The 25,545-nt window shown below is 51.3% G+C and carries 21 protein-coding genes and 2 pseudogenes; 12 read left to right on the plus strand and 11 right to left on the minus strand.

Annotation, left to right across the window (positions count from 1 at the left end; genetic code table 11):
• The first annotated feature begins 656 nt into the window (after positions 1-656).
• Complete coding sequence (locus tag EL645_RS35910) at positions 657-1,265, plus strand: metallophosphoesterase (protein ID WP_136625355.1); 609 nt, start codon at positions 657-659, stop codon at positions 1,263-1,265.
• A 271-nt stretch (positions 1,266-1,536) separates the two neighbouring features.
• Here the strand turns inward: EL645_RS35910 and EL645_RS46070 are convergent.
• Positions 1,537-2,861 (minus strand): annotated as a pseudogene (locus EL645_RS46070) (amidohydrolase).
• A gap of 412 nt (positions 2,862-3,273) precedes the next feature.
• Here EL645_RS46070 and uraD point away from each other — a divergent pair.
• The 11 genes and pseudogenes from uraD to EL645_RS35970 all read left to right on the plus strand — a co-directional run bounded on the left by uraD (position 3,274) and on the right by EL645_RS35970 (position 13,987).
• On the plus strand, positions 3,274-3,798 hold the full coding sequence (gene uraD / locus EL645_RS35920; protein WP_126557207.1) for a 2-oxo-4-hydroxy-4-carboxy-5-ureidoimidazoline decarboxylase: 525 nt from the start codon (positions 3,274-3,276) through the stop codon (positions 3,796-3,798).
• A 67-nt stretch (positions 3,799-3,865) separates the two neighbouring features.
• Entirely contained in the window at positions 3,866-4,810 is a 945-nt protein-coding gene (gene pucL, locus EL645_RS35925; protein WP_126557208.1) for a factor-independent urate hydroxylase, read from the plus strand.
• 16 nt (positions 4,811-4,826) lie between these two features.
• On the plus strand, positions 4,827-5,189 hold the full coding sequence (uraH, locus tag EL645_RS35930) for a hydroxyisourate hydrolase (RefSeq protein ID WP_126557209.1): 363 nt from the start codon (positions 4,827-4,829) through the stop codon (positions 5,187-5,189).
• A 2-nt stretch (positions 5,190-5,191) separates the two neighbouring features.
• A complete protein-coding gene (locus EL645_RS35935) occupies positions 5,192-6,439 on the plus strand; it encodes an allantoate amidohydrolase (protein WP_126557210.1) in 1,248 nt (415 codons plus the stop codon).
• Positions 6,440-6,444: 5 nt separating this feature from the next.
• Entirely contained in the window at positions 6,445-7,824 is a 1,380-nt protein-coding gene (locus EL645_RS35940; protein WP_126557211.1) for an allantoinase, read from the plus strand.
• Between the two features lie 47 nt (positions 7,825-7,871).
• Entirely contained in the window at positions 7,872-9,275 is a 1,404-nt protein-coding gene (locus EL645_RS35945; protein ID WP_161977974.1) for an FAD binding domain-containing protein, read from the plus strand.
• Entirely contained in the window at positions 9,272-11,452 is a 2,181-nt protein-coding gene (locus EL645_RS35950) for a xanthine dehydrogenase family protein molybdopterin-binding subunit (protein ID WP_126557213.1), read from the plus strand. The genes EL645_RS35945 and EL645_RS35950 overlap by 4 nt, the downstream gene beginning before the upstream one ends.
• Before the next feature lie 193 nt (positions 11,453-11,645).
• A pseudogene (locus tag EL645_RS46075) lies at positions 11,646-12,060 on the plus strand (DUF3830 family protein).
• 211 nt (positions 12,061-12,271) lie between these two features.
• Positions 12,272-12,847, plus strand: coding sequence for a PadR family transcriptional regulator (locus EL645_RS35960; protein ID WP_161977975.1), 576 nt, complete (start codon positions 12,272-12,274; stop codon positions 12,845-12,847).
• Positions 12,848-13,191: 344 nt separating this feature from the next.
• The gene (locus EL645_RS35965; RefSeq protein ID WP_126557215.1) at positions 13,192-13,572 is read left to right on the plus strand and encodes an HsmA family protein; all 381 of its coding nucleotides are present in this window, start codon (positions 13,192-13,194) and stop codon (positions 13,570-13,572) included.
• A 124-nt stretch (positions 13,573-13,696) separates the two neighbouring features.
• A complete protein-coding gene (locus tag EL645_RS35970) occupies positions 13,697-13,987 on the plus strand; it encodes a hypothetical protein (protein WP_126557216.1) in 291 nt (96 codons plus the stop codon).
• A 27-nt stretch (positions 13,988-14,014) separates the two neighbouring features.
• On the opposite strand, the gene EL645_RS35975 is transcribed toward EL645_RS35970, so the two are convergent.
• The 10 genes from EL645_RS35975 to EL645_RS36015 form a co-directional block, all read right to left on the minus strand.
• Positions 14,015-14,602, minus strand: a complete 588-nt coding sequence (locus tag EL645_RS35975) for a class I SAM-dependent methyltransferase (protein WP_126557217.1) — start codon at positions 14,600-14,602, stop codon at positions 14,015-14,017.
• Between the two features lie 19 nt (positions 14,603-14,621).
• On the minus strand, positions 14,622-15,380 hold the full coding sequence (locus EL645_RS35980) for a DeoR/GlpR family DNA-binding transcription regulator (RefSeq protein ID WP_126557218.1): 759 nt from the start codon (positions 15,378-15,380) through the stop codon (positions 14,622-14,624).
• Between the two features lie 133 nt (positions 15,381-15,513).
• Complete coding sequence (locus tag EL645_RS35985) at positions 15,514-17,391, minus strand: tetratricopeptide repeat protein (protein WP_126557219.1); 1,878 nt, start codon at positions 17,389-17,391, stop codon at positions 15,514-15,516.
• On the minus strand, positions 17,361-18,377 hold the full coding sequence (locus EL645_RS35990) for a toll/interleukin-1 receptor domain-containing protein (RefSeq protein WP_126557220.1): 1,017 nt from the start codon (positions 18,375-18,377) through the stop codon (positions 17,361-17,363). Before EL645_RS35990 ends, EL645_RS35985 begins: the two co-directional genes overlap by 31 nt.
• A gap of 105 nt (positions 18,378-18,482) precedes the next feature.
• Positions 18,483-19,517, minus strand: a complete 1,035-nt coding sequence (locus EL645_RS43540; RefSeq protein WP_307720607.1) for a gamma-glutamyltransferase family protein — start codon at positions 19,515-19,517, stop codon at positions 18,483-18,485.
• The gene (locus EL645_RS44885; RefSeq protein WP_126557222.1) at positions 19,412-20,104 is read right to left on the minus strand and encodes a gamma-glutamyltransferase; all 693 of its coding nucleotides are present in this window, start codon (positions 20,102-20,104) and stop codon (positions 19,412-19,414) included. Before EL645_RS44885 ends, EL645_RS43540 begins: the two co-directional genes overlap by 106 nt.
• 421 nt (positions 20,105-20,525) lie before the next feature.
• Positions 20,526-21,344: an alpha/beta fold hydrolase gene (locus tag EL645_RS36005; RefSeq protein ID WP_126557223.1), complete on the minus strand. Its 819-nt coding sequence runs from the start codon at positions 21,342-21,344 to the stop codon at positions 20,526-20,528.
• A gap of 133 nt (positions 21,345-21,477) precedes the next feature.
• A complete protein-coding gene (locus EL645_RS46080; protein WP_371865848.1) occupies positions 21,478-21,873 on the minus strand; it encodes a DinB family protein in 396 nt (131 codons plus the stop codon).
• On the minus strand, positions 21,831-21,992 hold the full coding sequence (locus EL645_RS43545) for a hypothetical protein (RefSeq protein WP_246035697.1): 162 nt from the start codon (positions 21,990-21,992) through the stop codon (positions 21,831-21,833). Before EL645_RS43545 ends, EL645_RS46080 begins: the two co-directional genes overlap by 43 nt.
• A 220-nt stretch (positions 21,993-22,212) precedes the next feature.
• Entirely contained in the window at positions 22,213-25,413 is a 3,201-nt protein-coding gene (locus EL645_RS36015) for a winged helix-turn-helix domain-containing protein (protein WP_126557224.1), read from the minus strand.
• Positions 25,414-25,545 lie beyond the last annotated feature (132 nt).

The raw sequence follows: 25,545 nt of genomic DNA on the forward strand, positions 1-25,545 counted from the left end.
TGAAAGTATATCACCAATCTCCGCTAGCTCAACAATAAATAGGAGGGCGCCAGGGCTTTTTCATGTTCGTCCAGAGAGCGCAGGGAGATTACCAGCAAGCGATAAGATGTCCATTCTTTCAGGTGAGGGGTGTGTTTGGTGGGCGCCCACCAAACACACCCCTCACTCACAACCCGGCGCCGCAGGCGCCAAAGAGGAACATGAAAAAGCCCTGCGAGGGCGCAACGTTTCAGGGCCATCGTTTATATTCCTATACTCACAGATAATTTAGTAACTTAATCTTAACTGACAGGTTGTGGAAATATAACCTGATTTTATTGCGCATTTCTATATTTGCACGTTATAATTAGACCACAAAGCTTTTCCGTGAAGAAGAAAATCCTTCTATACAAGAGAGGGGAGAGCATTGTTCCCAATAATTATTGCCATTATCATGTGTGGTTGATCTGTTTGAACACTATAAACAGGGTTGCTGGAAGTGGAGTTCTCGTTCATATACCAGGTTTACCTTCATCATTTGTTTACATCCCAGGTTTGTGTTATCGGTATAGCAGACAAATGGTGGAAATGTATCCTGTTTATGCAACCGGGTAGTATTTATAACAGAGAGAACAGTGATGTTCGTAAATCTTTTAGTAAAGTGAAGGGTGGGGTAAATGATAATTAATCAGCAAACGGGTCCATCAATAAAAAGCCAGATGGTATCTTCCATGTATGAATTAGGTGTAGCAACTGGATACGAGTTGCGCCGTAAAATATATGAGACCCGCGTCCTGGTGGCCAGTGATGCACATCTCCCCTATCTCGATCCCTCTTTGCTGGCAATGATGCGCGCTACGATTCGTGAGTTTGGTATTCAATGTGTTTTATGGCTTGGTGATTTATTTGATTGCCATAAATACAACCATTTAACTGTGTCCGATCACCGCATTATATGGAAAGAAGAAAAACAGGTGATTGTTGATTTGCTGCTACTGATTGATGAGGACCTGGAGAAGACAGGGGGCTATCAGATGATCAGTCGTGGCTATCATGATCAACTCTGGCTTAATCGCCATTCCGAAACCGAAGATATGCGTACCCTGATTCGTAATCTTGATCCAGCCATTGCCACCCTTATGCAAGAGGGCCGCATCAGCATCTCGGATCAATCGACGTTAGAGGGTATTCCTAATTCCCAGGGTGAAATGACCTGGCTCTTCACCCATCCTTTGCATTATATATCTGTTCCTTTTCAAAACCCCTGCCGAGCTCTCCAAACGTGAGCGCAAGCATTGCATTTCTAGCCATGCCCACCATTTTGAGGTTGCCAAAAGCACAGAGAATGCCTTCTGGACCGTTGAGGCGGGCGGCATTTTTCTGGATAAGGCCTTTAAAACTGGTCCTCAGAATGAAACAGCCTGGCGTCGTAAGAAGAGCGGTTTCTGGGTAATCATGGAGGGGGCGCACCCCCTCGGTTTCTGTGGCACTTGTGCTTCGGTCTCCGCCATTCCATGTCGCTGCCTGAGCTCTGTGCTGAATGATCAGCCTGCTTGATTAGCGCATGGGCCATTTCGGTCTAATATCAATACCTGCACGTCGATACACTTGCTGGGCATGCTTGTTGGCCTGGGCGATCACCTCATCTTCGCTCAAGGTAACGAGCCGCCCTCCCTGGACAACAATTTTGCCATCAACCAGTACCGTGTCGACCTCGCCGCCTGTCGCGGCATAGACAAGTGTAGAGACTGGATTTGGGTTTGGGGTGGTGTGCAGACGATGCAGGTCCAGTATGACCAGGTCGGCTTTTTTTCCTGTTTCCAGCGAACCTATCTCATGGTCCAGGCCAAGCGCTTTGGCGCCGTTGATGGTGGCCATCTCGAGTACGCTTTCGGCCGGTACTATCAGTGGATCAACGCTGACTGCTTTATGGATAATAGCGGCGAGCTTCATCTCGCGAATCATATCATAATCGTTATTGCTGGGACCACCATCGCAACCCAGGGCTACGTTGACGCCCTGTGCTAAGAGTTGTGGTACTTTGCAAACGCCAGAGGCCAGTTTGCTATTGGAGGAGGGGTTATGGGAGACATGGGTGCCGGTCTCGGCCAGTTTCTGGATGTCAGCGTCGTTGAGCCAGACCATATGGACCAGAACGGAGCGCGGACCCAACAGGCCGACGCTCTCGGCATAGAGGACTGGCGAGAGGCCGAATTTTTCTTGCAGGTAAATTTTGTCTGCCTCCACCTCGGCCAGGTGCATGGTGATGCCCATATTTCTTTGATGGGCCAGCTCGCTCATTTCCCGATAGAGTTCAGAGGTTACACCCCGGGCGTGCGCGGGCCAAACCAGACATGGATGCGATCATTAGCGGCACCCTGCCATCTGCGGTGCATATCCAGTACACCCAGCAGGCTGGTCTCGCGACTTTCGATCATGCCGGGGTGCATCGAGTTTTCCTGCGTAGCGTAGGTTCCTATATCCATGACGATACCAGCCAGGCATGCCCTGATACCGCTCTCCTGGACCGCCTGGGCGATACCGTCAAAGCCATAGCGGTGGGCCAGCATCGACTCCAGGAAGGTGGTCGTGCCCGATTTCAGCATTTCCGCGATACAGAGACGAGCACTGGCGTAGCCATCCTCTGCGCTATAATTGCCCTGCAGCACCCAGACGCGTTCACATAACCATTGGAGCAGTTCCATGTCATCAGCGCAGCCACGCAGCATGGCCTGGGCGAGATGTACATGGGTATCAATCAGTCCAGGAATAATCAGTTTGCCGGCCGCATTCAGTTGCTCTTCGTCTGGATAGCGTACCTCCAGTACAGATGTCTTATCGATGTCAAACAATGCGGTTTTGCTGGATGGCGATGGCACCATCAGTAATAATGTCACGGTGGGCGTTCATGGTCAGAAGAGTGGCGTGTGTGATGAGCATCGTCTACTCCTGCTATGCTGAAAAAACATATCAAGTGCCAATTGAGAGAAAATGTCGGCGTAATCTACACTTATTCTAACATAAAATGCCTGTGCAATACTAGATGCAGAAAATAGATATGTGTATATTATACACTTGACGGACCTATATTAGCTGTATATACTATACACATTGGTAAATGATGTCCAATTTGCTAAAAACAGCTTGCTTCTGTTGCTGACCTGTATTCAGTAGATCAGATATTTTATAAGAAACAACGATGTTTTCATAGAAAATGGTCGTGGTATTATTACTTCAGCCATAGCATTTCTTTGCCGTCGATGCTGCTTATTTCTTCTATTATAAAGGATACACATGACGACGGGACCAAAATTTACACTACAGGAGATCAACGCGCTAGACCATGAAGAGTTCGTGCAGGCGTTGAGCTCGCTATTTGAAGGACCTCCCTGGATTGTATATGAGGCATGGTCAGTTCGGCCATTTACCTCGCTTGACCATTTGTACTCGTCTCTCTGTAACGTGATGTCTGCCTCTTCAATTGAGCAGCAAGTCACCCTCATTCAGTCTCACCCTGATCTGGTAGGGCGCGCAGCTCTGGCGGGCACACTCTCGCCGTCCTCAAGCAGTGAGCAGGCCTCTGCTGGTCTGGATCGTCTCTCCCCTACCGAGATCGCGACCTTTTCCAGCCTGAACCAGGCTTACCGTGAGCGTTTTGGATTCCCATTTGTGATTTGCGCACGTGAAAATAAAAAAGAGAGTATCCTGGCTGGTTTTGAGCAGCGCCTCCACAATTCCCGTAGCCAGGAAATCACGCTTGCCCTGGGTGAAGTAGCCAAAATATGTGCTTTGCGTTTACATGATTTGATCAGCTCATAAACTTTCCGCATGTCCTGTGACGGGCGCCGAAAACGGTCCGCACTGGCTAGATGAAGGATAGAATTCTATGAACACTGAGCTCTCTTTCTCCACAAGCTATGGCAAGCTGCGTATCCCGGTCTACCGTGTGTATGCGTCACCTCTTTTGGGTATAGCTCCGATCCCTGAATCTACATTTGTGAGGCGAGAGAATATTTTGTTTGCCTATGAAATCGATGTAGATGTACTGGGAGAAAATTTTTTGCCTGCTTATACTGAGGGCGATAATTCAAATGTCGTGGCCACCGATAGCATGAAAAATTTTGTTTTGCGGCAGGCGTTAGATTTTACGGGGTCAACAATAGAAGAGTTTTTGGATGTGCTGGGCAGAAGTTTTTTACAGACCTATGTTCAAATGGAACGTTTGCGTTTGAGTGGTCGCGAGCTCTCCTTTGAACAGGTAACCGTACCTGAGCAGGGGGTCGGGATCTTTGTCGATAGTCATGTCCTTTTTAGCCGCTCGCACAGCGACTATGCTGTGGCAATGCTGTCATTCGAGCGTAACGAGGCCGGGACAGCGGTCCTGACTGATCACCATTGTGGCAATGTGGATATGGAACTCTTCAAGGTCACAGGTAGCGCTTTTTCGCGTTTTGTGCGCGATGAATATACTACTTTACAGGAACGCGTTGATCGTCCACTCTTTATTTATTTAGATGTTTACTGGAAATATAGTGATCCCCAGGTATTACTATCTGCGGACCATAGCTATTATGTACCTGCCGAGCAGGTGCACGATCTTTTATGCGTAGTTTTTCACGAGTTTGTGAGTGAATCGATCCAACACCTGGTCCATGAAATGGGCAATCGGCTGTTGGCGCGCTTCCCACAGTTAACGGAGGTATCGTTCGAGGCACAGAATCGAACACGAGATCAGATCGTGGTGTCCAAAACCGATGAAAAGGTTAAGGTCTATAGCGATCCTTTCTCTGCTTATGGTGTGATCAGGCTTACGGTCAGCCGCAAGGTTTGATGGGAGGGGTGGATTAATGGTTGGTCGCCTTACCACACATGTTTTAGATACTATGCAGGGTCGCCCGGCTACTGATGTTCCTATTCAGCTCTGGAAGCTTGATGTGGAGCATACGCAACGCACTCTTTTAAAGGTGATGCGTACGAACAACGATGGACGTACTGCTGAACCATTATTGGAAGGACATGAATTAGTAGTAGGTCGCTATGAACTATTATTTGTTGTGGGCACCTATTTTATGGCGCAGGGCATTCCATTAGCTGATCCATTATTTCTAGATGAGGTACCGATCCGTTTTGGGATCGCAGAAACTGGAGCCCATTATCATATTCCGTTGCTCATCTCTCCCTGGGCATATAGTACATATCGAGGGAGCTAACGATGATAATTCTGGATGCAATTGCACAAACTGTGATGGAGCGTTGTGATATTCTGGCGCACTATAGTGAGGATACTGATCGCCTCACCAGACGTTTTGCGACTTCCCCGATGCGCCAGGTGAATGATATTATGGCGGCCTGGATGCTTGCGGCCGGTATGACCGTGCACCATGACTGTGTGGGTAATATTATTGGTCGCTACGAGGCTCTGGGTACTGATGCTGGTACCATGCTTTTTGGCTCTCATCTGGATACGGTGTGTGCGGCTGGAAAATATGATGGTACGCTGGGTGTACTGGTGCCTCTGGCCTGCGTTGAGCGCTTGCATGAACAGGGGCGGCACCTACCTTTCGCCATTGAAATCCTTGGTTTCGCGGATGAAGAAGGGCTACGCTATCACACCACCTATCTGGGAAGTCGAGCGGTTGCTGGTATCTTTGATCCAGCTATCCTGCAATTTGTCGATGATAATAATATTAGTATGGCTGATGCAATCCGCCGCTTTGGGGGTCAACCTGACCCGGATCTATTACGCACGGCGCGCTGGCAACGCGATGAATTGCTTGGTTATTGTGAAGTCCATATCGAACAAGGACCGGTGCTGGAGGCGCAGAACCTTCCGGTCGGGATTGTTTCCTCGATCTCTGGCCAGCATCGCTATGCGTTGAGTTTTCGCGGGAATGCGGGCCACGCCGGCACTGTACCTATGGAGATGCGCCATGATGCTCTGTGCGCTGCTGCTGAATATATCTTAGCGGTGGAAACGCTCGCACGCAATACAGTTGGACTGGTAGCCACCGTTGGGCAGCTACAGGTTTTACCTGGAGCCAGTAATGTGATTCCTGGTAGTGTGTCAGCCAGCCTTGATGTGCGCCATCAGGATGATATGGTGCTGGCTGAAGCCTGTAAAAATCTCTATCAGCAAGCAATGAGCATTGGCCAGGAGCGTCGTGTTACGGTGGATTGGCAGTGTATACAGGAGCATAAAACCATTTTTTGTGCCCCTCATCTCTCTTTGTTCCTGGCTCGGGCGATTGAAGAGGAACACTTACCCGTTTATGCTCTCGCCAGCGGGGCTGGCCATGATGCAGTGGCCTTGAGCGAACTCACTGATGTCGCCATGCTATTCGTGCGTTGTAAGGGGGGCGTCAGCCATCACCCGGACGAGTCTATTAAGACAGAGGATGTCGCAGTCTCTATTCGCGTCGTTGAGCACTTTTTAGATCATTTATGTAGCATGGGAGGTTGATGACCATGAAGACATACGATCTTGTGATTCGTGGTGGCACGCTGGTAACGGTCAATGGTATACGCCGGGCGGATGTCGCGGTGGTTGATGAACGTATTGTGGCAATTTCACCCGAACTGAGTGGTGGCGCGCAGGCTGTGATTGATGCCTACAACCTGCATATCTTTCCAGGTGTGATCGATGCTCATGTACACTTTAATGAACCGGGACGTACCTTCTGGGAAGGTATCGCTAGCGGTTCCAGTGCTCTGGCCGCGGGTGGCGCGACCGCTTTTTTCGATATGCCTCTAAATGCTCATCCACCTACAATAGATGCTGCCAGTTTCGCTGAGAAGTTAGCGGCCGCCGAAGCCTCATCCTATGTTGATTTTGGACTGTGGGGTGGCCTGGTGCCGGGGAATATTGAGCAACTGGACGAGTTGGCTGAGCGGGGAGTGGTGGGCTTCAAGGCTTTTATGAGCAATAGCGGCATCGAGGATTTTCAGGCAGTGGATGATGCAACCCTTTACCAGGGTATGCAACGGTCGGCACAGCTAGGCAGATTGGTTGCGGTGCACGCAGAAAATGATCAGCTTACTGCTGCATTGGCTCAGGAGGCGCGCACACAGGGAAGAGTCGGAGTGCAGGATTATCTGGCTTCGCGACCAGTTGTGGCCGAACTGGAAGCTATTGAGCGCGCGATTACCTTTGCCCGCGAGACTGGCTGTGCTTTACATATCGTCCATGTTAGTAGCGGTCGTGGTGTGCGCCTGGTGGCCAGCGCGCGGGCACAAGGAGTTGACGTTAGCTGTGAGACCTGCCCACATTACCTGGTTTTGACTGAAGAGGATATGGTGGAACTGGGGGCGCTAGCCAAGTGTGCTCCACCTCTGCGTGCTGTGGATGAGCAGGCCGCTCTCTGGCAGCATCTATTTTCTGGTACCTTGCCCATGGTTAGCTCGGATCATTCGCCTGCGCCATTTGAAATGAAAGAGCGTCCTGATTTCTTTGAGGCCTGGGGAGGGATCTCTGGTTGTCAGTCCCTGCTTGCGCTATTGTTGACGGAAGGTTATCACCGGCGCCATATGCCTTTATCGCTTATCGCTGCCGCCACCTCAGAATTTGTCGCGCGCCGCTTCCAACTTCCTCCTTATAAGGGTCGGTTAGAAGTGGGAGCTGATGCTGATTTTGCCTTGATTGATTTAAGTGCTACATACCAGCTACAGTCCCATGATCTCTTCTATCGACATGCGCATAGTCCCTATGTTGGGCGCGATTTTCGCGGGCGCGTGGTACGCACCCTGGTTCGTGGTCGAACGGTCTTTCTGGACGGCAAAATTATGGGCCCTCCAGGCGGTCATTTTTTACAGCCCTTTCCGCTTATCCCGAGTCTGGAAAGTATATAGTAGTTAGAGACAATGTATGTGCCGCTAAATTAGAAAGCTGAATGCCTATGTGGCAAACCTATTTGCAACCTACACGCCTCGAAGAAGCTCTGGATTGTATATGGGAGCATAAAGAGCAGGCTCGCATCATTGCTGGTGGAACTGATGTGCTGGTTGAGTTGCAGCGTGCGGTGAAACCAACAACGACCTTGATCGATGTGAGCAAATTGCATGAGCTTAAATATGTGCGCGAGGAGCATGGCGAGATCGTGTTGGGGGCCCTGGCCACCCATAACGATGTGATTATGTCTGAGCTCTGTCGGCGTGACGCTGCTCCCCTGGCGCAAGCGTGCTGGGAGGTCGGGGCGCCGCCTATTCGTACCCGGGCGACGATTGCCGGAAATCTGATTACGGCCTCGCCTGCCAATGATACTATCGCGCCTTTGCTGGCTCTCAATGCTCGTGTTATACTCACGCACTCACATGGGGAACGCAGTATTCCGCTGGAACATTTCTATACTGGTGTGCGCCGAACACTTCTGCAGCCTGGAGAAATGTTGCGAGAGATCCGTTTCCCGTGTATGTCTGAACAGCAACGTGGCCTCTTCATCAAATTAGGTTTGCGCCGGGCTCAGGCCATTTCAGTGATTAATCTGGCCCTGGTCATCACTTTTGATAATGAATATGTCAATGAGGCTCAAATCACCCTGGGCTGTCTTGCCCCTACGGTGGTTCATGCTCGCAGTAGTGAAATATTTCTAGCGGGGAAACGGCTGACCCCGGAGATCTGTCGCGAGGCGGCACTCCTGGCTGCGCGGGATGTCAATCCAATCGGGGATGTGCGCTCTTCCGCGGATTATCGCCTGGAGACCCTTTCAACCCTGCTGGCCGATGGTTTGCAGCGCCTATCTGCTCCACAGGAAACACCGGATTGGATGCGGCAACCTGTCTCGTTGGAGACGCCATGGCTTGAAGAAGCTGATATAGCGCCGTTGGGTGAGCAGATAGAGACAACTATTAATGGGCAAGCCTATCAACTATGTGGGGCACAACAAAAGACCTTATTGAATGCTTTGCGTGAAGATGCTGGCTTAACTGGTGCCAAGGAGGGCTGTGCCGAGGGTGAATGTGGCGCCTGCACCGTCTGGCTGAATGGTCAGGCTGTGATGTCCTGTCTCGTTCCTGCAGCCCAGGCTCATGGTGCCACTGTCACTACTATTGAAGGTCTGGCGCGAGGCGAACAATTGCATCCGCTGCAGCAGGCATTTATCGATCATGCTGCCGTCCAATGCGGCTATTGCATCCCTGGCATGTTGATGTCGGGTGCCAGATTGCTGGCTGAATATCGGCGGCCTTCAATCGAACAGATTCGCACTGCTTTGAGCGGAAATATCTGTCGCTGTACAGGCTATCGCAAAATCTGGGAGGCCGTACAGAGCGTTGGGGAGCAGCAAGGAGACAAAGAGGTATGACTGAATTGATTGGTGCATCCTTACCGCGTCCGGATGCGCTGGGGAAAGTGACGGGAGCTACCTGCTATCCCGCTGACCTGGTGCGGCCGGGTATGCTGCACGCGCAGGTGGTCTTTGCCCATCGTCCCCATGCACGCATCCTCTCTATTAAGACCACGGCAGCCCTGGCGTTTCCCGGCGTGGTGGCTGTATTGACGGCGCAAGATGTCCCTTACAATGCCTTTGGCCTGATTGAGGCTGATCAGCCCGTGCTCTGCCAGGATGTGGTGCGTTTTGAGGGGGATAAAGTTGCGCTGGTGGTGGCCGAGACAAAGCAGGCAGCCAGTACAGCGGCCGCGCTGGTCGCTGTTGACTATGAGGACCTGCCAGCGGTTACGGATACGCAAACCGCCCTGGCCAGCGCTGCCCCCTTAGTTGATGAACGCCGTGGGAGCAATCTGCTCTTCCATTTCCCTTTGCGCAAAGGTGATATCGCTCAAGCCTTTGCTGAGGCCGATGCTGTCGTGGAAGAGACCTTTACCACGACCTGGCAGGAGCATGCTTTTTTGCAGCCCGAGGCCGGTATTGCCTATATTGATGAGCAGGGTCGCCTGGTGTTAGAGGCGGCTGGCCAATGGTTGCACGAAGATCGGCGCCAGCTTGCGCAGATGCTCAAACTGCCTGAGGAGCAGGTGGTTATACGCTATGCTGCCATTGGAGGCGCTTTTGGTGGGCGTGAAGACCTCTCGATGCAGCATGTGTTGGCTCTGGCGGCCTGGAAATTACAACGGCCCGTGGCTCTCGTCTGGAGTCGCGAGGAGTCAATGATCGGACACCATAAACGTCATCCTGTCACTATCTCTTGTCGCTGGGGTGGCAAACGCGATGGTAAGATTACGGCGATTGAAGCTACTGTTGTGGCCGATGGAGGCGCCTATGCCTCAACCAGCGTGGAAGTAGTCAAGGACATTGCGCTCTTTGCCAGCGGCTGTTATGAAATTGAGAATATTGCTGTTGATGGTTATGCAGTCTATACCAATAATATACCCGCCGGCGCTTTTCGTGGCTTTGGCGCTCCACAGGCCCAGTTTGCCAGCGAGCTGATGCTGACGCGCCTGGCCCAGTCTCTGCAGCTAGATCCGGCTGAGCTTCGACGGCGTAATATTTACCGCGAGGGCAGTCTTGAACCTACCCAACAGCCACTTCCAGCAGGTGTTAGCGCCTTGCTGGTCCTGGAACGTTGTCTGGAGGAGGCACGGAGCCGTTGGGGATATGGTGAGCCACAAACCCAGACGACAGGCCATTTGAAGCAAGGAATCGGTATCGCCTGTGGTATCAAGAATGTTGGCTATTCGTTCGGTTTTCCCGAACAGGCGACCGCGACGGTTGAGGTATATGGACAGGCTGAACTGGAGCGTGCCGACGTGCGTATCGGAGCAGCCGATGTCGGGCAAGGATCGCACCTGGTCCTGCGCCAGATCGTCGCTGAAACCTTGCAGTTGCCACTGGATAAAGTGACGATGATCTGCACCGATAGTAGTGAGTCTCCCAACGCTGGCAGCGCCTCAGCCTCCCGTATGACCTTCATGGGTGGGCGTGCCGTGCATGACGCGGCCCATGAAGCGCGCAATAAGTGGAGCTATACTGACGAGTACCAGGCCCAGGCCACCGTTCAATATCGAGCTCCCCATACGACCGCCATTGATCCTGTGACCTATAGCGGCGTTCCTAACTACTGCTATGGCTATGCCGCCCAGGCCGTCAAAGTCGAGGTCAACACCCTTACCGGACAGGTACAGGTGCTGGGCATTATCAGCGTACACGATGTGGGTAAGGCTATTAATATGCAGCAAGTTACCGGGCAGATCGAAGGCTGCCTGGCGCAGGCCCTGGGCTATGCCCTGATTGAAAATTTTCAGATGAAGCAGGGCCGTGTACTCACACCTTACTTTAGCACCTACCTGTTGCCTACCGTGCTGGACATGCCGACCGAGATCGTCCCTATTGTCTTAGAGCTGGCCGATCCGCATGGACCCTATGGAGCGCGTGGCGTCGCTGAAATGCCATTAGTCCCCTTCGCACCAGCGGTAGCCAGTGCCATCCACAACGCCACCGGCGCCTGGCTACACCAATTGCCAATGACCCCCGAACGCGTATTGGCAGCCCTGCACACTCAAACAATACAACCTACTAGCTAAAATTGGCCATATGATCTTTTACATATAAATAAACAGGGCAGAAATTAAAAAAGATAGAAAGCGGGAGGTGCAGGAGGGCCGGCGAGGCCCTTCTGCCGGGGTGCGGGGTGTCCCGCTCACCTCTCCCCAACCTCCCGCCGCAGGCGGGAATGGAAACGATGTTTTATTACCTATTAAATAGGAGTGAATTTTAATGCAGAAGATAAAGATTGTCGCTGGCCCCTTTGAATTTAGTGCTCGAATGGAAGAAGATCTAGCCCCAAAACCTGCGCCGCCTTTCAAAAACTACTGCCATTTCAGAACAAAATCATCCAGGCCCGTTGGAGCGGTGAAGCAGCCTGGATTCCCTGGGCGATCTGGATGTCGGCCTGGGCTTTGAAAACCACACCAGTCATCCAGGGGCGGGCCAGATTCTACTTTATCCAGGGGGATATAGCGAGACTGAGATCCTCTTCCCTTATGGCAGCACCAGTTTTGCCAGCAAAATGGGACAACTGGCAGGCAACCACTTCCTCACCATCGTCTCTGGTGCCGAGCAATTTAACAAGCTCGGACGGTTGATACTGTGGGAAGGAGCCCAGGATATTCTTTTTGAACGGGCAGAATAATTTAAATCTCTATTGACCGGCTTGCATGAGCTAACTCATCGCAAGCTGCCTGCCTGCCTTTCCAAATAACGCCCTTTTTTGATCTTGACAATTTGCCTTTTTCGCATATGATTAAGTCAGCGTTGGCCTTGATGAGAGGGCCTCTGATGGGTATTCAGGTGGACTCTATGACATGCATAGAGACCAGATGTTGTGCTTTGTAGGTGAGGATATGTATAAACCATTAATGTTACTCGGGCTGCTGGCGGAGCGCCCGATGTATGGGCAACAGATCCGCGAGGTTATCGAACTGCATCACGATGCTTTTTCACAGTTCATTAAAAAGCCGACGATGTATTATCATCTGGATCGGCTTGTTAGCGAGGGCCTGCTTGAAGTGCGCAGTGAAGTTGTCGAGGCTCCTGGCCCCGGCCTGGCCTATCAGGATGTCGCCTTACGCGAGCGCGAGGTATACTATCTAACAGATGCCGGGCGTCAACGCTTCGCTTTCCTCCTGCGCGAAGCCTTGCAATCCTACGAACCAGGTCCCAGCGTGATCGATGCCGCCATCTTTTTCCTTGACCAACTGGCACCTCAGGAGGCTGTGAGCCTTCTCCAGGCGCGACGAGAGCGGCTTATACGTGAACGTGCGCAGGTAACAGAGCAGATTGCCGCCATGGGTGAACAGGATCGGGCTCATCTGATTGTTAATGATCACACCTGTACCTCGCTGGATGCTGAGATCGGTTGGTTAGAACGCACGATTGCCCGTTTGTCTCTTCCTCGAACGGTGAGGCCAGAGCTGTAATCATGCCCATCAGTTGCCTGGCCTGCAATGAGTGATCCCTCCACCACGTTTCAACGCGTAAAGTTCCCTCGTTTGTTTTTGGCCCTTGTTATGCTGGAGTTTTTCAGCTATAATTAAGTCAGATTTGACATGATTGAAATGAGCTGATTTTTACATAAAATATAGATGCTTATCCAGCAGACTTTTTTTTGTGAATTGAGTCAACATTTGACTTAATTATAGCGAAGAATCTTTGCGTGGATGATAGATAGGCATGTATGTTTATGCTCGTTCGGCATGTTGTTTTTTTTGTGAATTGAGTCAACATTTGACTTAATAGAAGAAATAGAATTGGAGATCTTTCGATGTCGTTATTACCTTTAGCCATTATTGCAATGACGGTTGCTTTAATCCTCTATACCATTGGAGTATGGAGTGAGCGCATTGCCAAATACCTGAAGGCCTGGCACCTTTTTTTCTTCTGGGGTGGACTCCTGTTTGACTCTGCCGGGACTGAGATGATGCATCTGCTGGCGGGTGGACAATTCGATATCAGCCTGCACAGTATGACTGGAGCTGTCGCGCTCCTCCTTATGGGTATGCATGCTATTTGGGCGACTATCGTCCTGCGGCGTAACCGGAAGCAGGAGATCGAGAATTTTCATCGCTTGAGCCTGGTTGTTTGGATCTTGTGGTTGATCCCTTATGGTACCGGTGTTGTACTGAATAGTGGGCTCTTGCACTAATACTACATTGGGGAAGTTTATAACTACAAGTAGGATAATAGCGCTGCCTGTGGTCATGGTGAGTGTCTATAGGCGGCGTGCTATACTGGTGGCAAATAGAAGCGAAGCGGAGGTCACATCTATTATGCCAGCTATAACGAATAAGCAAGATATTATTGCCTACTTTGAAGAGAAGAAGCAGCGCAAAACAACTGAGGGAGATGCATACATCCAGGCGCTCGATCATCTTCTGGCGCTGCTCAATGAGACAGAAAGTATCTCAGCCATCAAATCGGCGGTGCGCACTTTGCATCGCAACGAATTGAAAGAGATCCAGAATGCTGAAAGCGCTGAGCTACGCATCGAATTGCGTAAAAAGCTTGCTTTATACGACGATTGTTTGATGCAGTTACGCAACCTGCCAGCACAGGCATAAGAGAACACAATCTATAATATTGTTCAGCTAATCTAAACTGGTGGGTTTGCGCGCAATGATATGGTAGATGTGCCAGTGTTTCGCGCTGCCTTCCGTTGTTCTGCCATCGGCATCTTCTTCCTCAAATGTGATGATCCGCAAGCCTTCGAGTTGAGCGAGAGCCTGAGCGCGCGTAAAAAAAGTTAAGTGATTGGTATTTGTATTCCACTCATCGTTGATACCAAAGAATTGCCCAACAACGATGCCGCCTGGTTTAAGGGATTGCTTGAGTCGGTCAAAAACGGTGGTGAATTGCTCCTTTGCTATAAATGGTAGCGCAAAATGGGCATTGATAAGCTCATAAGTTGCGAAAGAGAAGTCCTCGAAGGCGGCTTGTACCAATGTAAGCTTTCCTGTTGATAATGTTGTCAGTGCAGCCAGCGAAGCCTCCTCTTGATCAACGGCTGTTACCCGGAAGCCTCTTTGGAGTAAATAGCGCGTATCACGACCTGCGCCACAACCGAGATCTAGCGCTTCTCCCCCTATATGGTCTAGAAGCGAGATAGCCTGAAGCAGACCTGCTGAAGGAGGCTTATCTTTCGTCAACAGATAAAATTGATCCCAACTTTCTCGCATGATGTTTGTGTTCCATTCATTAAGATTCAGCTCGGATGACCTGGATGCCTAGTTGCCGATATGGCGCCAGCATTCCTTCGTCGGTGGAGGTGTCGGTGACGAGGTAGGTGAGGGCGTTAAGGGGGGCGACGATGTAGGGGGCGGCGGTTCCAAGCTTGGCCGCTTCGGTGACGGCCACGACTTCGGCGGCCTGTTCAATCATAGTGCGCTTGGTATAGACCTCTTCCATGTCTGGCATACTGATACCGATCTCGGGGTGCAGGCTACAGATGCCGAGGAAACAGAGGTCGGCGCGGATCTGTTTGAGTGCTTCAATGACCGGGACGCCGATCATGGCCTGGGCGTCTTTCTTCAATTTTCCACCCAGTACCTGGACCTCGATATTGGGATGCAGGGCCAGGGTGGCGGCGACCGGTATGCTGTTGGTGATGACGGTGGCCTGCCGATTTAAGGGGATCTGGTTGGCGATTTCGTGGACGGTAGTGCCACTATCCATAATAATGACCTGCCCATCATGGATCAGGCTGGCCGCCGTCCTGGCGATGGTAATTTTGGTGCTATTTTCTTCATGCTGGCGTTCTTCGTATGAAGACGAGCGCGCACGTGGTAGCGCACCGCCATGTACTCGTTGCAGGATACCGGCCTCGGCCAGCTCATTCAAATCCCGGCGAATCGTGTCCTCGGACACTTTTAATTGCACCACAAGATCGGTGCCCAGGATTTTTCCTTCTTGATGCAAGCGATTCACGATATAGCGCTGGCGCTCTTCTTTTAGCATTGTCTTTTTCTCCAGTCCGCATGAATACGCATAAATATTGGCCATTATTGCATTATTATGCGGATAAAGCAGGATTTCATAGCAATTTTATGCAGGTTTACTGCTGCTGTCAAGCTCTATACTAATTTGTTTATTATTGCTGCTTAGTCGTTAGGGCCTTGAGATTGTGGTAACTTTCTTTGATAATGGCTGCGGCAGGATGGTTGACACCTAGATGACTACAGATCTCAAATGAGCATTGAAAGTATTGTTCGGTTTCCTGGTAGCGCCCCATGTCATGATAAAGCAGAGCCAGGTAGCTCAGGTTCATGGCCACATTTGGATGGTCCGCCCCCTGGATCTGCTCGTTGATTGTTAGCGCCCTTTGATATAGCTGTTCAGCCTGCTGATATTTCTTCTGATCGCGATACAGCTGAGCTATGCTCGTCAGCCTTCTCGCAGTGATGGGGTGGTTGGGTCCAAGCACCTGTTCACAGATGGCGAGGGCGCGTTGAAACATGGGCTCAGCCAGATCATCTTTGCCTTGTTGATGATAGATTCCGGCGAGATTGTCGAGGCTAAGCGCGGTATCAGGATGATTGTGGCTGATGGCTTCGCGAATTGCCAGGGCCCGTATGGCTAATGGCTCGGCTCGTTCGTACTGAGCCTGGTCGCTATAGAATTCGGCCAGATAATTCAGACTGATCGCGATTAAGGGATTGTTTGGCTCAAGTTTTTTTTCAAGGATGGCCAGGGCTCGTAAATAGAGTGGCTCGGCTTGCGCGTAGTTTTTCTGGTTATGATAGATACGGGCCAGATAATTCAGGCTCTGGGCGGTATCGGGATCGTCGGGCCCGAGGATCTGTTCGCAGAGGGCCAGCGCTCTTTGAGAGTATGAGGCTGCCGCTGTGTAATCTCCCTGGTAGCGGTAAAGCCGCGACAAATGATTGAGAATGATGGCGTTTTCGGTATGTTCAGGGCTAAATGTCTGTTCGTTGATGGTTAACGCTTGCTGGTAAAGTGGCTCGGCTTGTGTATATTTGCCCTGATCACTATACAGGCGGGCCAGGTTGAGCAAGCTGTTGGTAATGTTGTGCGCATTGTGGTGTGCTGTCTGCTCGCTGATCTCCAGCGCACTTTGATAGAGTGGCTCGGCCTGTGTATATTTGCCCTGTCTATGATAGAGTCTGGCAAGATTGTTGATACTGCTAACCGTGCTGCGATGACGAGGACCCAGCATATGTTTTCTGAGTTCCAGGGCTTTCTGTAGATAGGTTTCAGCCTCTGCATAGGTTGCCTGTTCGGCTAAAAATCTGCCTAACCAATTGAGCAGGGTTGCCGCCCCTGAAAACTCTAATTTCCAGCGCTCAATCAAGCGTGCACAGCTTTTAGCATGTGGTAGCAAGGCAAAACAGCGTGGCCAGTTAGCATAATTGATGCGGGGGATGATACGATTGAACGCTCTAATGGCGCGCTCGGCCCATAAACGTTGTGTTTCTGGCTCCATCTCCATCAAGAGAACAGCCTGTACCAGGCGATGAATGGTCAGGGTCTGATTAGGGTTGCGTTGAATGAGGGAATAATTGCGCAATTCGGCCAGGGCATCGTTGAGCGCGATGGGATCTTGCCCGAGTTGCTCTAGATCTGGTCCCAGTTGCCTGGCCCCTTTACTAAGTATGGGTAGTGGAATAGCATCGGGCTCTAAAAACGCGCATAAGTGGAGGATCTCCAGCGCTTTTGGATTTGTATGTTGGACTTTTTCAATTGATAATGACCAGGTCGTCGTCACGGGATCTGGATGATCCAGTACATTTTTGCCGCGCCTTTTGAGTAGCTCGCTCTGGCGTGTCTGATACAGGGATAGATAATCTTGCAAGCTGCAGCTGGTTTCTTCGATATAGGCGCCGGCCTGGTCAAGTGCCAGTGGCAGGCCGCCCGTTTCCTGGACAATTTTGAGGGCCAGCATGCCCTGCCGCGTATCAATGTGTTCAATAGTCTCATCTAACTCGAGTAGCGTGGCCCGCCGCAGCAAAAATAAAGCCCCTCGCTGTCTGCCATCTGTTCAATTTCTACGCGATGGGCTGTCTTGCCCGTAATTTGTGTGCGCGTCGTCAGGAGAATGTGCCCTTGCGGTGCCGTTGGAATTATATCCCGCATTATTGAGAGATCGTCTGCGTTGTCGAGCACCAGTAGCCAATCTTTGTGTGTTTGTAGCCATAGCTTGACTGCTTGTAAGAGCAGCGGTTGATTTTGTTCCTGGCGCTCTGGCAGGTTTAGATATTGGGCAATTTCATCAATACTCGACAGCAATGCCTCACGTGAATCTGCCTGTGTCCATAAAATAGTGCTATATTCGCCCTGATAGCGGTAGGCATACTCAATGGCTGTCTGTGTTTTACCGATGCCGCCCAGGCCGCTGATGGCCTGCGTCGTTTGCATGGTCTGGAATGAGGTATGGAGACGATCCAATACATCATCGCGACCGGTAAAAAAGAGATTGCGCTCATAGGGCAGGTTGTGCAGAATCATTTGCCTGGTCGGTGTCTTCGTGCGTTGTGTGTGTAGCTCATCAATGATGGTGCGCAAGCCGGAGACGACATCGAGAAAGGCTTCATCACGCTGCTCCCAGCTAGTGATTGGTCGGGCATTACGCGGCAAGCATTGCAGGCTCTCGAAAGCGCTGCCCTGCCAATCACAGGGTCGCACAATAACTGGGATCACCCGGGCCTCATGGCGCCGGTGGCGCTCAAGTGCCCGTGCCAACTCAACACTGGTACAATATTCCGAAGCCAGGAAATCAGCGCTGATCAGCAAAAAAATGATCTCAGCCGTTTCCAGATGCAGCGCGATAGTTTTTTCCCATTCATCTCCGGCACGAATGGCATGGTCCTGCCAGCTTGTGATCAGCCCCTGCTGCTTCAAATTGCTGAGATGCTTCTCTAATTCTTTAAGCAAGGCTTTATCTCTATGGGCATAAGAAATAAAGATTTCCAGGGGCTGTGATGGGCTAGCAGGCATGATGATAACTCCTTACATCGACATCGTTTGGTAAAGAGTAGTATACCGTTTTTGCTTCTCCAGTGCAAAAAAGGTGGTAAAAGTACTTTGCCTGCTGTCACTGATTTACCAGCCTGCCGCGATACCTTCGGCGCGTGGATCAGAGCCGCCTTGCATAACGCCAGTTGCTGGATCAAAAATGATGCCCTGAGCATAGCCCATGGTAGGGAGCCACGCATCGCCCACCTGTACCGTGTGGCCCATCTGGCGCAAGGTTTCCAGCGTCGCGGCGGGGAAACGATCTTCTACCAGCAAGGTCTCTTCGATCCCTCCGTATTGCGCGCCATGTATCCAGCGTGGCATCTCGATGGCCTGTTGGATGTTCAGTCCAAAGCGTGCGCTGGCCGTGTAGACCTGTAAGTGTGTTTGTGCCTGGCCATCGCCTCCCATACTACCAAAAACCATGGCCGGTTTACCATCTTTAAGCGCCATTGATGGAATCAGGGTATGCAAAGTGCGTTTATGTGGGGCCAGAGCATTGGCGGCCTGTGGATCAAGCGAGAAGTAGGCGCCGCGATTCTGCAGCACAATGCCCAGTCCATCGACTACCAGGCTGCTGCCAAAGCCCATATAGTTACTTTGGATCAGCGAGACCACATTACCATCTCGATCGGCGGCGCAGAGATAGATTGTGTCTCCCGTAAAGCTACCCGGCGCGCCAGTGTTTTGAGCATGCTGGAGATCAACGAGCGAGCGACGTTGGTCGAGATAAGTGGGATCAACTAGGCGTGCGGGATCAACCCGCATATGCAAAGGATCAGTCAGGTAAGCCGCCCGGTCGGCGAAGGCAATTTTTTTGGCTTCAACGGCTGGATGAACGGTCTGAGGTGCTAGTGGATCGTTGCCCAATGGCAGTTGATCCAGGATACCGAGCATCTGGAGCGCGGTCACACCCTGAGTGTTGGGGGGCATTTCATATATTCGTAGGCCCGCAAATGGCACACTCAGTGGCGTCACCCATTCTGCTCGCTGGGCGGCCAGGTCCTCGCGTGTAATCAACCCTTCTTCACGCTCAAAGAAGGCGGCGATCTCAGCGGCAAGGGTGCCCGTATAAAAGCTGTCCGGGCCTTCCCTAACAATGGTCCTGAGTGTCTGGGCCAGGGTAGGGAAGCGTACAATCTCACCCAGGGGGGAATGGTGCCATCGGGTAGAAAGTGGCGATGCCAGGAAGGATGGACTTCTGGGCGGGTACTCATAACAGTCAAGGCATGCTGTAAGCCTGGTCCGATCGCAAAGCCCTCTTCCGCATAGGAGATTGCCGGAGCCAGAGAGGCAGCCAGGCCGAGACGGCCAAAGCGTTGCGAGGCGGCATCCCAGCCGCTTACACAGCCTGGTACTGTGATGGTGTGGACACCAAAGGTTGGCATCGCCTGATAGCCCAATTCATTGTAGCGCTCGATGCTGGCAGTCCCAGCCGAGTGACCACTCCCGTTTAAGCCATATATTTTTCCGCTGCTGGCTTCATAAACCATCATAAATATATCGCCGCCCAGTCCGCACACAAAGGGATAGACAACTTGTAACATAGCGTTGGCCGCGATGGCGGCATCCATCGCATTGCCGCCTGACTTCAATACATCTAATCCTGCTTCGGAGGCCAGATAATGTGGCGCTGCCACCACACCCCGGCGCGCGAATGTAACCGGTCGATGCTGGGGAAATGATGGTGCTGTGGCTGAATTCGTCATCAAGGAATCTCCTTTTCCTCTTAGCTACAGTGTGACGGGTATCTATATGGTAGGAGCAACTAAACATGAGGTTGTTTTATATTGCCTGCTAGGAGTATAACATTGTTTTGTATCGTATCTATAGCGTTTGTATTCATCTGTAGCTTTTTTTGCGCTGTTTGTTTGAGGATCTGGCTGTTAAAACAGCGCCAGGGGTTTGTGGATGGTAAATGGCTTCCTGCTCGCGCGGAGCAAAAAATATGTGTACGTATACGTATACGTGTAAATTGCTTTATGTGCCATTTATTCTACGTTACTTGCTATTGTTTATCATTTGATTCTTCATAATTGAGGATTGGGCAAAGTTTATAAATAGCGAGCGATGCTATGTGGGGCAGCCTGGCACGCACATACCATCGCTATTGAGTTGCATACAAAAGTATCAGCCACGGATGAATTCCAGCAGGTCATTGGTGAGGTGTTCCTTGTGGGTGATAAAAAGCCCATGCCCGGCATTTGGATATTCCTTATAGGTATTGCCTGGAATTAGCTGTGCGGATCGTCTTCCGGTTATGTCGATGAGCGCGGAGGCGTCGGCAGTACCATGAATGATCAGGGTTGGTACTGTGATTTCTCTCATCTCGGCGCGGAAATCGGTATAAAAGGCAGAGTGCCAGAGCTGTAGTATCGCCATTGGTGAGTTGTACTGGCATTGTTGGGTCATCCATTGGACCAATTCGGTTGAGACCTCATTGCCCAGGTGCATGGCAAAGAATCCTTGTGCTCGATGCGCAAAGTATTTTGCCCGATCCTCACGTAGCGCTTTTGAGGTCTTTTGATGAATTACCTCTGGCACTCCCATTGGATTATCGTCCGTTTGGTGTAAAAAAGGAGCGATCGCCGCTATAAGTCCGATGCGGGCAATGCGCTGTGAACCGTGGCGAGACAGGTAACGTATGACCTCGCAGCCACCTGTGGAGTGCCCGACCAGAGTGACATTGTGCAGATCAAGGTGTGTTATCAGTGCGGCCAGATCATCGGCCAGCGTGTCAAAATCGTATCCATGGCCAACGCGGTCAGAGCGACCATGTCCACGCCGGTCAAGGGTGATGCAACGAAAACCTTGTTCGACCAGTGGTGGAATCTGGTATTCCCACATATCGGAGTTCAAGGCCCAGCTGGAAACAAAAACGATTGGTGCGCCTGTACCCCAATCTTCGTAGAACAAACGTGTTCCATCATGTGATTCGAAATAGGACATTATAATGACCTTTCTGTTTATAAGCATAGCGCACAATTAGTAGAATATTACTTTATGTACTGGCAACGTATAAAAACTGTCGTGATGGAACTGAACTGTTATACAGAGCAGTTCAGTTCCGACGTTCGTTGGCTTATAGGGGATAGCCACGTTCTCCCTGCAAGCCTTTGAGACAGGAGATTTCGCCGCACATATTGTCGATATGACCCAGCACCAGCCGATTCAAGATGGTACCGACCGTCATCTGTCCTAAGCCGAAGCTAGAGAGGTCGATATTGCGGGACAGTTCATCGTCGGTCAGGGTTGCCAGATAGGCGTCGGTGGCTGTATGAACGGCCTGCGCGTATTGCTGCAGTGCCGGTAGATCTACGCGGACCTGGCGGGCCCACTCAAATGTGCTCAGTGGCTGTATCTCGCTTACACCATTCTTTTCCGACCATTCGGAGGCATAAAGAGGTGCCCCGCCTTTGAGGATCGTATTGATGGCTACGTCTTCGCTGGCAATAGCATGGACATAAGTAGCCGCGATCGGATTGGCTGTACCCGGCGGTGTCCAGTGGGCCTGCTCTGGGTGATACCTTCTAATGTGGCATTTAAGAAACCATGGGCCTGTTGAATCTGTTCGCGCAGGAGTGAGGTCGCTTGCATATGTGTTGTTCCTTTCTGGTGGATGGCCGATCTCTCTCAGCCATCTCGCTGCATCTACTGTTCTGATGTGTCTTGTTTCTTAATCTCGAAAGAGAGTATAGCTGAGAAACAGGGAGGCGCACTTCACCTGTGTTCGTGATTGTGCGGGTGATTCCTTGTTTCGTGTTGGGGGATTACAGAACCGTTGGATTGATCACCCAGATCACCCCAACGGTTACGGTTAAGAGAGTAAGTCGAGGCGTTGGGTGATGGCTATCGCTTCGGCACGGCGGCTGACGCCCAGCTTGCGATAAATGCTGCTGACCTGTGTCTTGATTGTATTCGGTGAGACGATCAATGCCCGGGCTATCTCGGCATAGGTCCATCCCTCGACCAGCAGGGACAGTACGCGTTTTTCCTGGGAACTGAGCGGCTCATAAATTTCTGATTTAGATGACGAGGTAATCTGGTACGTCGCAGGCTGGTTGTTGTGTGCTGCAGGATGTCCTGCCTGGCGTATGCGTTCTTCTTGCTTAAAGGCTGCCAGCAAGGTTGAAAGATATGAGAGGCAGGCCGGAGATAGATCTTGCTTCTCCTGGTCGAGCGTATTGCTGAGAAGCCGCAGTATCTGATGCATAGGTTCGCCTGCATCCAGATAAACATGAATATTGCCTGCGGGTTCCGTCAGACGCAGTAGACGAGTTGCTATCTGTGTCGCCTCTCCCTGCTTGCCTGCACCGACTAAGGCTATGACCTGAAGGGCCAGTATACTAGCTACTTTTCCATCCCGCTGGCCAGCTTCAGCACTACGCAGTAATATTTGCAATATCTGCAAAGCTCCCGTGTAGCGTTGTTGCCTGAGGTAGACATGGGTCAGGGCCACATGTTCTTCCCAGAGTGAAAAAGAGGTGCCTATATTGTTGTCGATGCTATTATAATGACTGGCCCAGTCCTCCGCTTTCTTTAGCTCTCCCTGTGCTAGCCAGAGCTGCACCTGGGCGCTTGTCACGTTGGGAGGACAAAGCGCGATCACTTTCTCTTGCGTTAGCCTCTCTACTCCGTGTAGTGCGTTGGCTGCTGTTACCAGATCGTTAGCCGCCAGCGCGAGCAACAACTGGGTATGATACCCTTCGATCTGCAGGGCCAGATTTTGCCAGGTCTGTGCATATTGTAGGACACTCTCAATATGTTGCCGTGCCTCTTCCCGCTGATTCCAGATCCAGTAGATACGTGCAAGGGTGAGGTGTAGGTAGCCACTGATCGATAAGGCCTGTTTCCCCTCACTGGCTAGTAGCTGGAGCATCTCCTGACACGTCTGGTGCGCCAGGTGCAGTTGTCCTGTTTCCCAGTAGACCTGGGCCAGCCATTGGCCTATCCTGAGGAATTCATAGCGTTTATTTTTTACTTTCGCCAGCTGTTGAGCTTTTAGCAGCGTAGGCAGCAGAAAGTCGAAGTCTGCCAGCGAATTCATACACAGGATTACATTCAGGAAGAGCGGGGCCATTTGCCAGATAATATCGTCTTCGAGTGCCAGGGATTGCATTTGCTGGCAAAGCACGTTCAATTGGGCCATATCATTGGCCTGGATGGCCTTGTTTGCGTTGCTCCATAGCTGAAACATACGGATACGATTGCGAAACTGTGACCGTTCTTCTTCTGTGAGTATGATATCCTGTTCGTTCCACAGGATGCGCTCTACCCGCGACAGGGTTTGTTCTACTTGTTTCTGAGCTTCGAGCCGGCTCTCTTCCGGTACCCCAAAGATTTTATGTAGCAGGTGCAGGATAGCGACAAGGACTAGGCGCAGGTGGCTATGTAATACCGAGTCTGGCAGTAGCATAATCCAGTTGTGTACCGTTCTGGCCTCACCCACTAACCACATCTGTTCCGCGCTCTGCTCCATCAAGGTTGCCGCACACGAGAAGTTGGCGGCAGCCAGCGCATGGGTAATCGCTTCCTGAAATGCTCCCTGGGCCGCATACCAGGCCGCCGCGCGCAGGTGAAGTGTAGGTATCAGCTCAGGTTGGGTGGCCCTGAGGTGCGCCAATAGTAGTTCGCGAAAGAGATCATGCAGGCGATACCAGCGTTGCTCCTCATCTAAAGCGATCAGAAAGAGGTTTGCCCGCTCAGTCATCTCTAGCAATGGCTGGCAGTCTGCTTCTTCTGTCACAGCCTGGCATAAAGCCGCATTCAAGCGTGTAAGCACGGAGATCTTGAGCAAAAAGGTTTGCAGGGCCATTGGTTGATAGCTCAGAATCTCTTCTTGCACATAATCTAACAGGTAGCGATGATTGCCTGTGAATGAATGAACGAATGCGGCCGGCTCTTTATGCTGCCTCATTGTCAGGGCCGCTAATTGCAGGCCGGCGATCCAGCCTCCGGTGCGCGTCTCTAGTGTTTCCACTTCTGCCTCTGAGAGTGGCAGGCCCATCCCCTCAATGAGAAATTGAGTGATATCTTCCTGCTGAAAGCGCAATTCTGTATCGCGTAGCTCACAGATCATGTCCTGTATGCGCCAGCGCGCAAGGGGGAGGGGTGGATCGATCCTGGTAGAGATCACCAGGCGCAAGGATGCAGGTAGATGATCCAGAAAATAGAGGAGTGCTTCGTGGATAACCGCCTCTTCAATCAGGTGGTAGTCATCCAGGATGAGTACGATTTTCTGTTTATATGTAGCCAGCTCATTGAGTAGGGTGATTAAAATCAGCGATAAGGGTGGCGGCTGTGGACTGCGTAGTAGCATAAATGCCGTTTCACCAATGCCTGCATGGATGGTACGCAGCGTTGTGATGATCGAGCTCCAGAAGCGGGTTGGATCATTATCCATCTCATCGAGCGAGAGCCAGGCAATGGGCTGAGCTGAATGCCTGGTCCAGCTACTCAAGAGTGTGGTCTTGCCCCAGCCAGCCGAGGCTGAGATCAAGGTTAATGGATGGGTATGGGCGGCTTCCAGGCGTGTGAGCAGGCGCTCGCGCTCGACCAGCGTAGCAGGAGAGCGCGGCGGCGAAAGCTTTGAGGCTAACAAAGGCAGAGCTGGCCGCGCAGCATCTGGAGAGAGTGGTGTCGAAGTCGTAACCTCTTCTTTGTGGACAACATGCTGTGAGGAATCTGGATGCGTGTCACTGTGAGTCAGGAGCTGTGCCTGCTCTTCGAGGCGTGCCAGTGTCAGGCGATTACTTGGACCAAGATAGCGTTTACTGGTATGCCGATTATGGGTGCTATAGGCGTACCAGTAGCCCGTTCCACGCGCCCTGGTTTCTTTGATAGCACTCACATGTCCGAACTGGCCCGCGAACGCGAACGAAGTATGTTGAGAAAGCCAGCCTTGCCATACCTCTTCATCTTCTGCTTTAAAACTCTGCTGGACTTGCCCGTTCGTTTGCAGTTCATAGTGTTGATGCTCTTCTGACCATACGAGCATATGGAGTGATGATCTCGGCATAGATTCCTTGCTGTTGTAAGTTTTGGCTCACGCGCCCAATCCCCCAACATTGATGAGTGTATCACAAGCAGAGATAGGCCTGCAAACCAATTATGAGGTTTGCAGGCCTGGCGAAGAAAAAGGGCATCTGAA

Origin of the sequence: Dictyobacter kobayashii (assembly GCF_003967555.1) — a bacterium.
GTDB lineage: Bacteria > Chloroflexota > Ktedonobacteria > Ktedonobacterales > Ktedonobacteraceae > Dictyobacter > Dictyobacter kobayashii.

Excerpts from the sequence above, each read along its gene's own strand:
- pucL (WP_126557208.1), top strand. The coding sequence starts at position 3,866 with ATGAACACTGAGCTCTCTTTCTCCACAAGCTATGGCAAGCTGCGTATC.
- EL645_RS35990 (WP_126557220.1), bottom strand. The coding sequence starts at position 18,377 with ATGCCTGCTAGCCCATCACAGCCCCTGGAAATCTTTATTTCTTATGCC.
- EL645_RS36005 (WP_126557223.1), bottom strand. The coding sequence starts at position 21,344 with ATGTCCTATTTCGAATCACATGATGGAACACGTTTGTTCTACGAAGAT.
- uraD (WP_126557207.1), top strand. The coding sequence starts at position 3,274 with ATGACGACGGGACCAAAATTTACACTACAGGAGATCAACGCGCTAGAC.
- EL645_RS35965 (WP_126557215.1), top strand. The coding sequence starts at position 13,192 with ATGTCGTTATTACCTTTAGCCATTATTGCAATGACGGTTGCTTTAATC.
- EL645_RS35940 (WP_126557211.1), top strand. The coding sequence starts at position 6,445 with ATGAAGACATACGATCTTGTGATTCGTGGTGGCACGCTGGTAACGGTC.
- EL645_RS44885 (WP_126557222.1), bottom strand. The coding sequence starts at position 20,104 with ATGACGAATTCAGCCACAGCACCATCATTTCCCCAGCATCGACCGGTT.
- uraH (WP_126557209.1), top strand. The coding sequence starts at position 4,827 with ATGGTTGGTCGCCTTACCACACATGTTTTAGATACTATGCAGGGTCGC.
- EL645_RS35975 (WP_126557217.1), bottom strand. The coding sequence starts at position 14,602 with ATGCGAGAAAGTTGGGATCAATTTTATCTGTTGACGAAAGATAAGCCT.
- EL645_RS43545 (WP_246035697.1), bottom strand. The coding sequence starts at position 21,992 with ATGCAAGCGACCTCACTCCTGCGCGAACAGATTCAACAGGCCCATGGT.
- EL645_RS35980 (WP_126557218.1), bottom strand. The coding sequence starts at position 15,380 with ATGCTAAAAGAAGAGCGCCAGCGCTATATCGTGAATCGCTTGCATCAA.
- EL645_RS35935 (WP_126557210.1), top strand. The coding sequence starts at position 5,192 with ATGATAATTCTGGATGCAATTGCACAAACTGTGATGGAGCGTTGTGAT.
- EL645_RS35950 (WP_126557213.1), top strand. The coding sequence starts at position 9,272 with ATGACTGAATTGATTGGTGCATCCTTACCGCGTCCGGATGCGCTGGGG.
- EL645_RS36015 (WP_126557224.1), bottom strand. The coding sequence starts at position 25,413 with ATGCCGAGATCATCACTCCATATGCTCGTATGGTCAGAAGAGCATCAA.
- EL645_RS35970 (WP_126557216.1), top strand. The coding sequence starts at position 13,697 with ATGCCAGCTATAACGAATAAGCAAGATATTATTGCCTACTTTGAAGAG.
- EL645_RS35910 (WP_136625355.1), top strand. The coding sequence starts at position 657 with ATGATAATTAATCAGCAAACGGGTCCATCAATAAAAAGCCAGATGGTA.
- EL645_RS35960 (WP_161977975.1), top strand. The coding sequence starts at position 12,272 with ATGTATAAACCATTAATGTTACTCGGGCTGCTGGCGGAGCGCCCGATG.
- EL645_RS35945 (WP_161977974.1), top strand. The coding sequence starts at position 7,872 with ATGTGGCAAACCTATTTGCAACCTACACGCCTCGAAGAAGCTCTGGAT.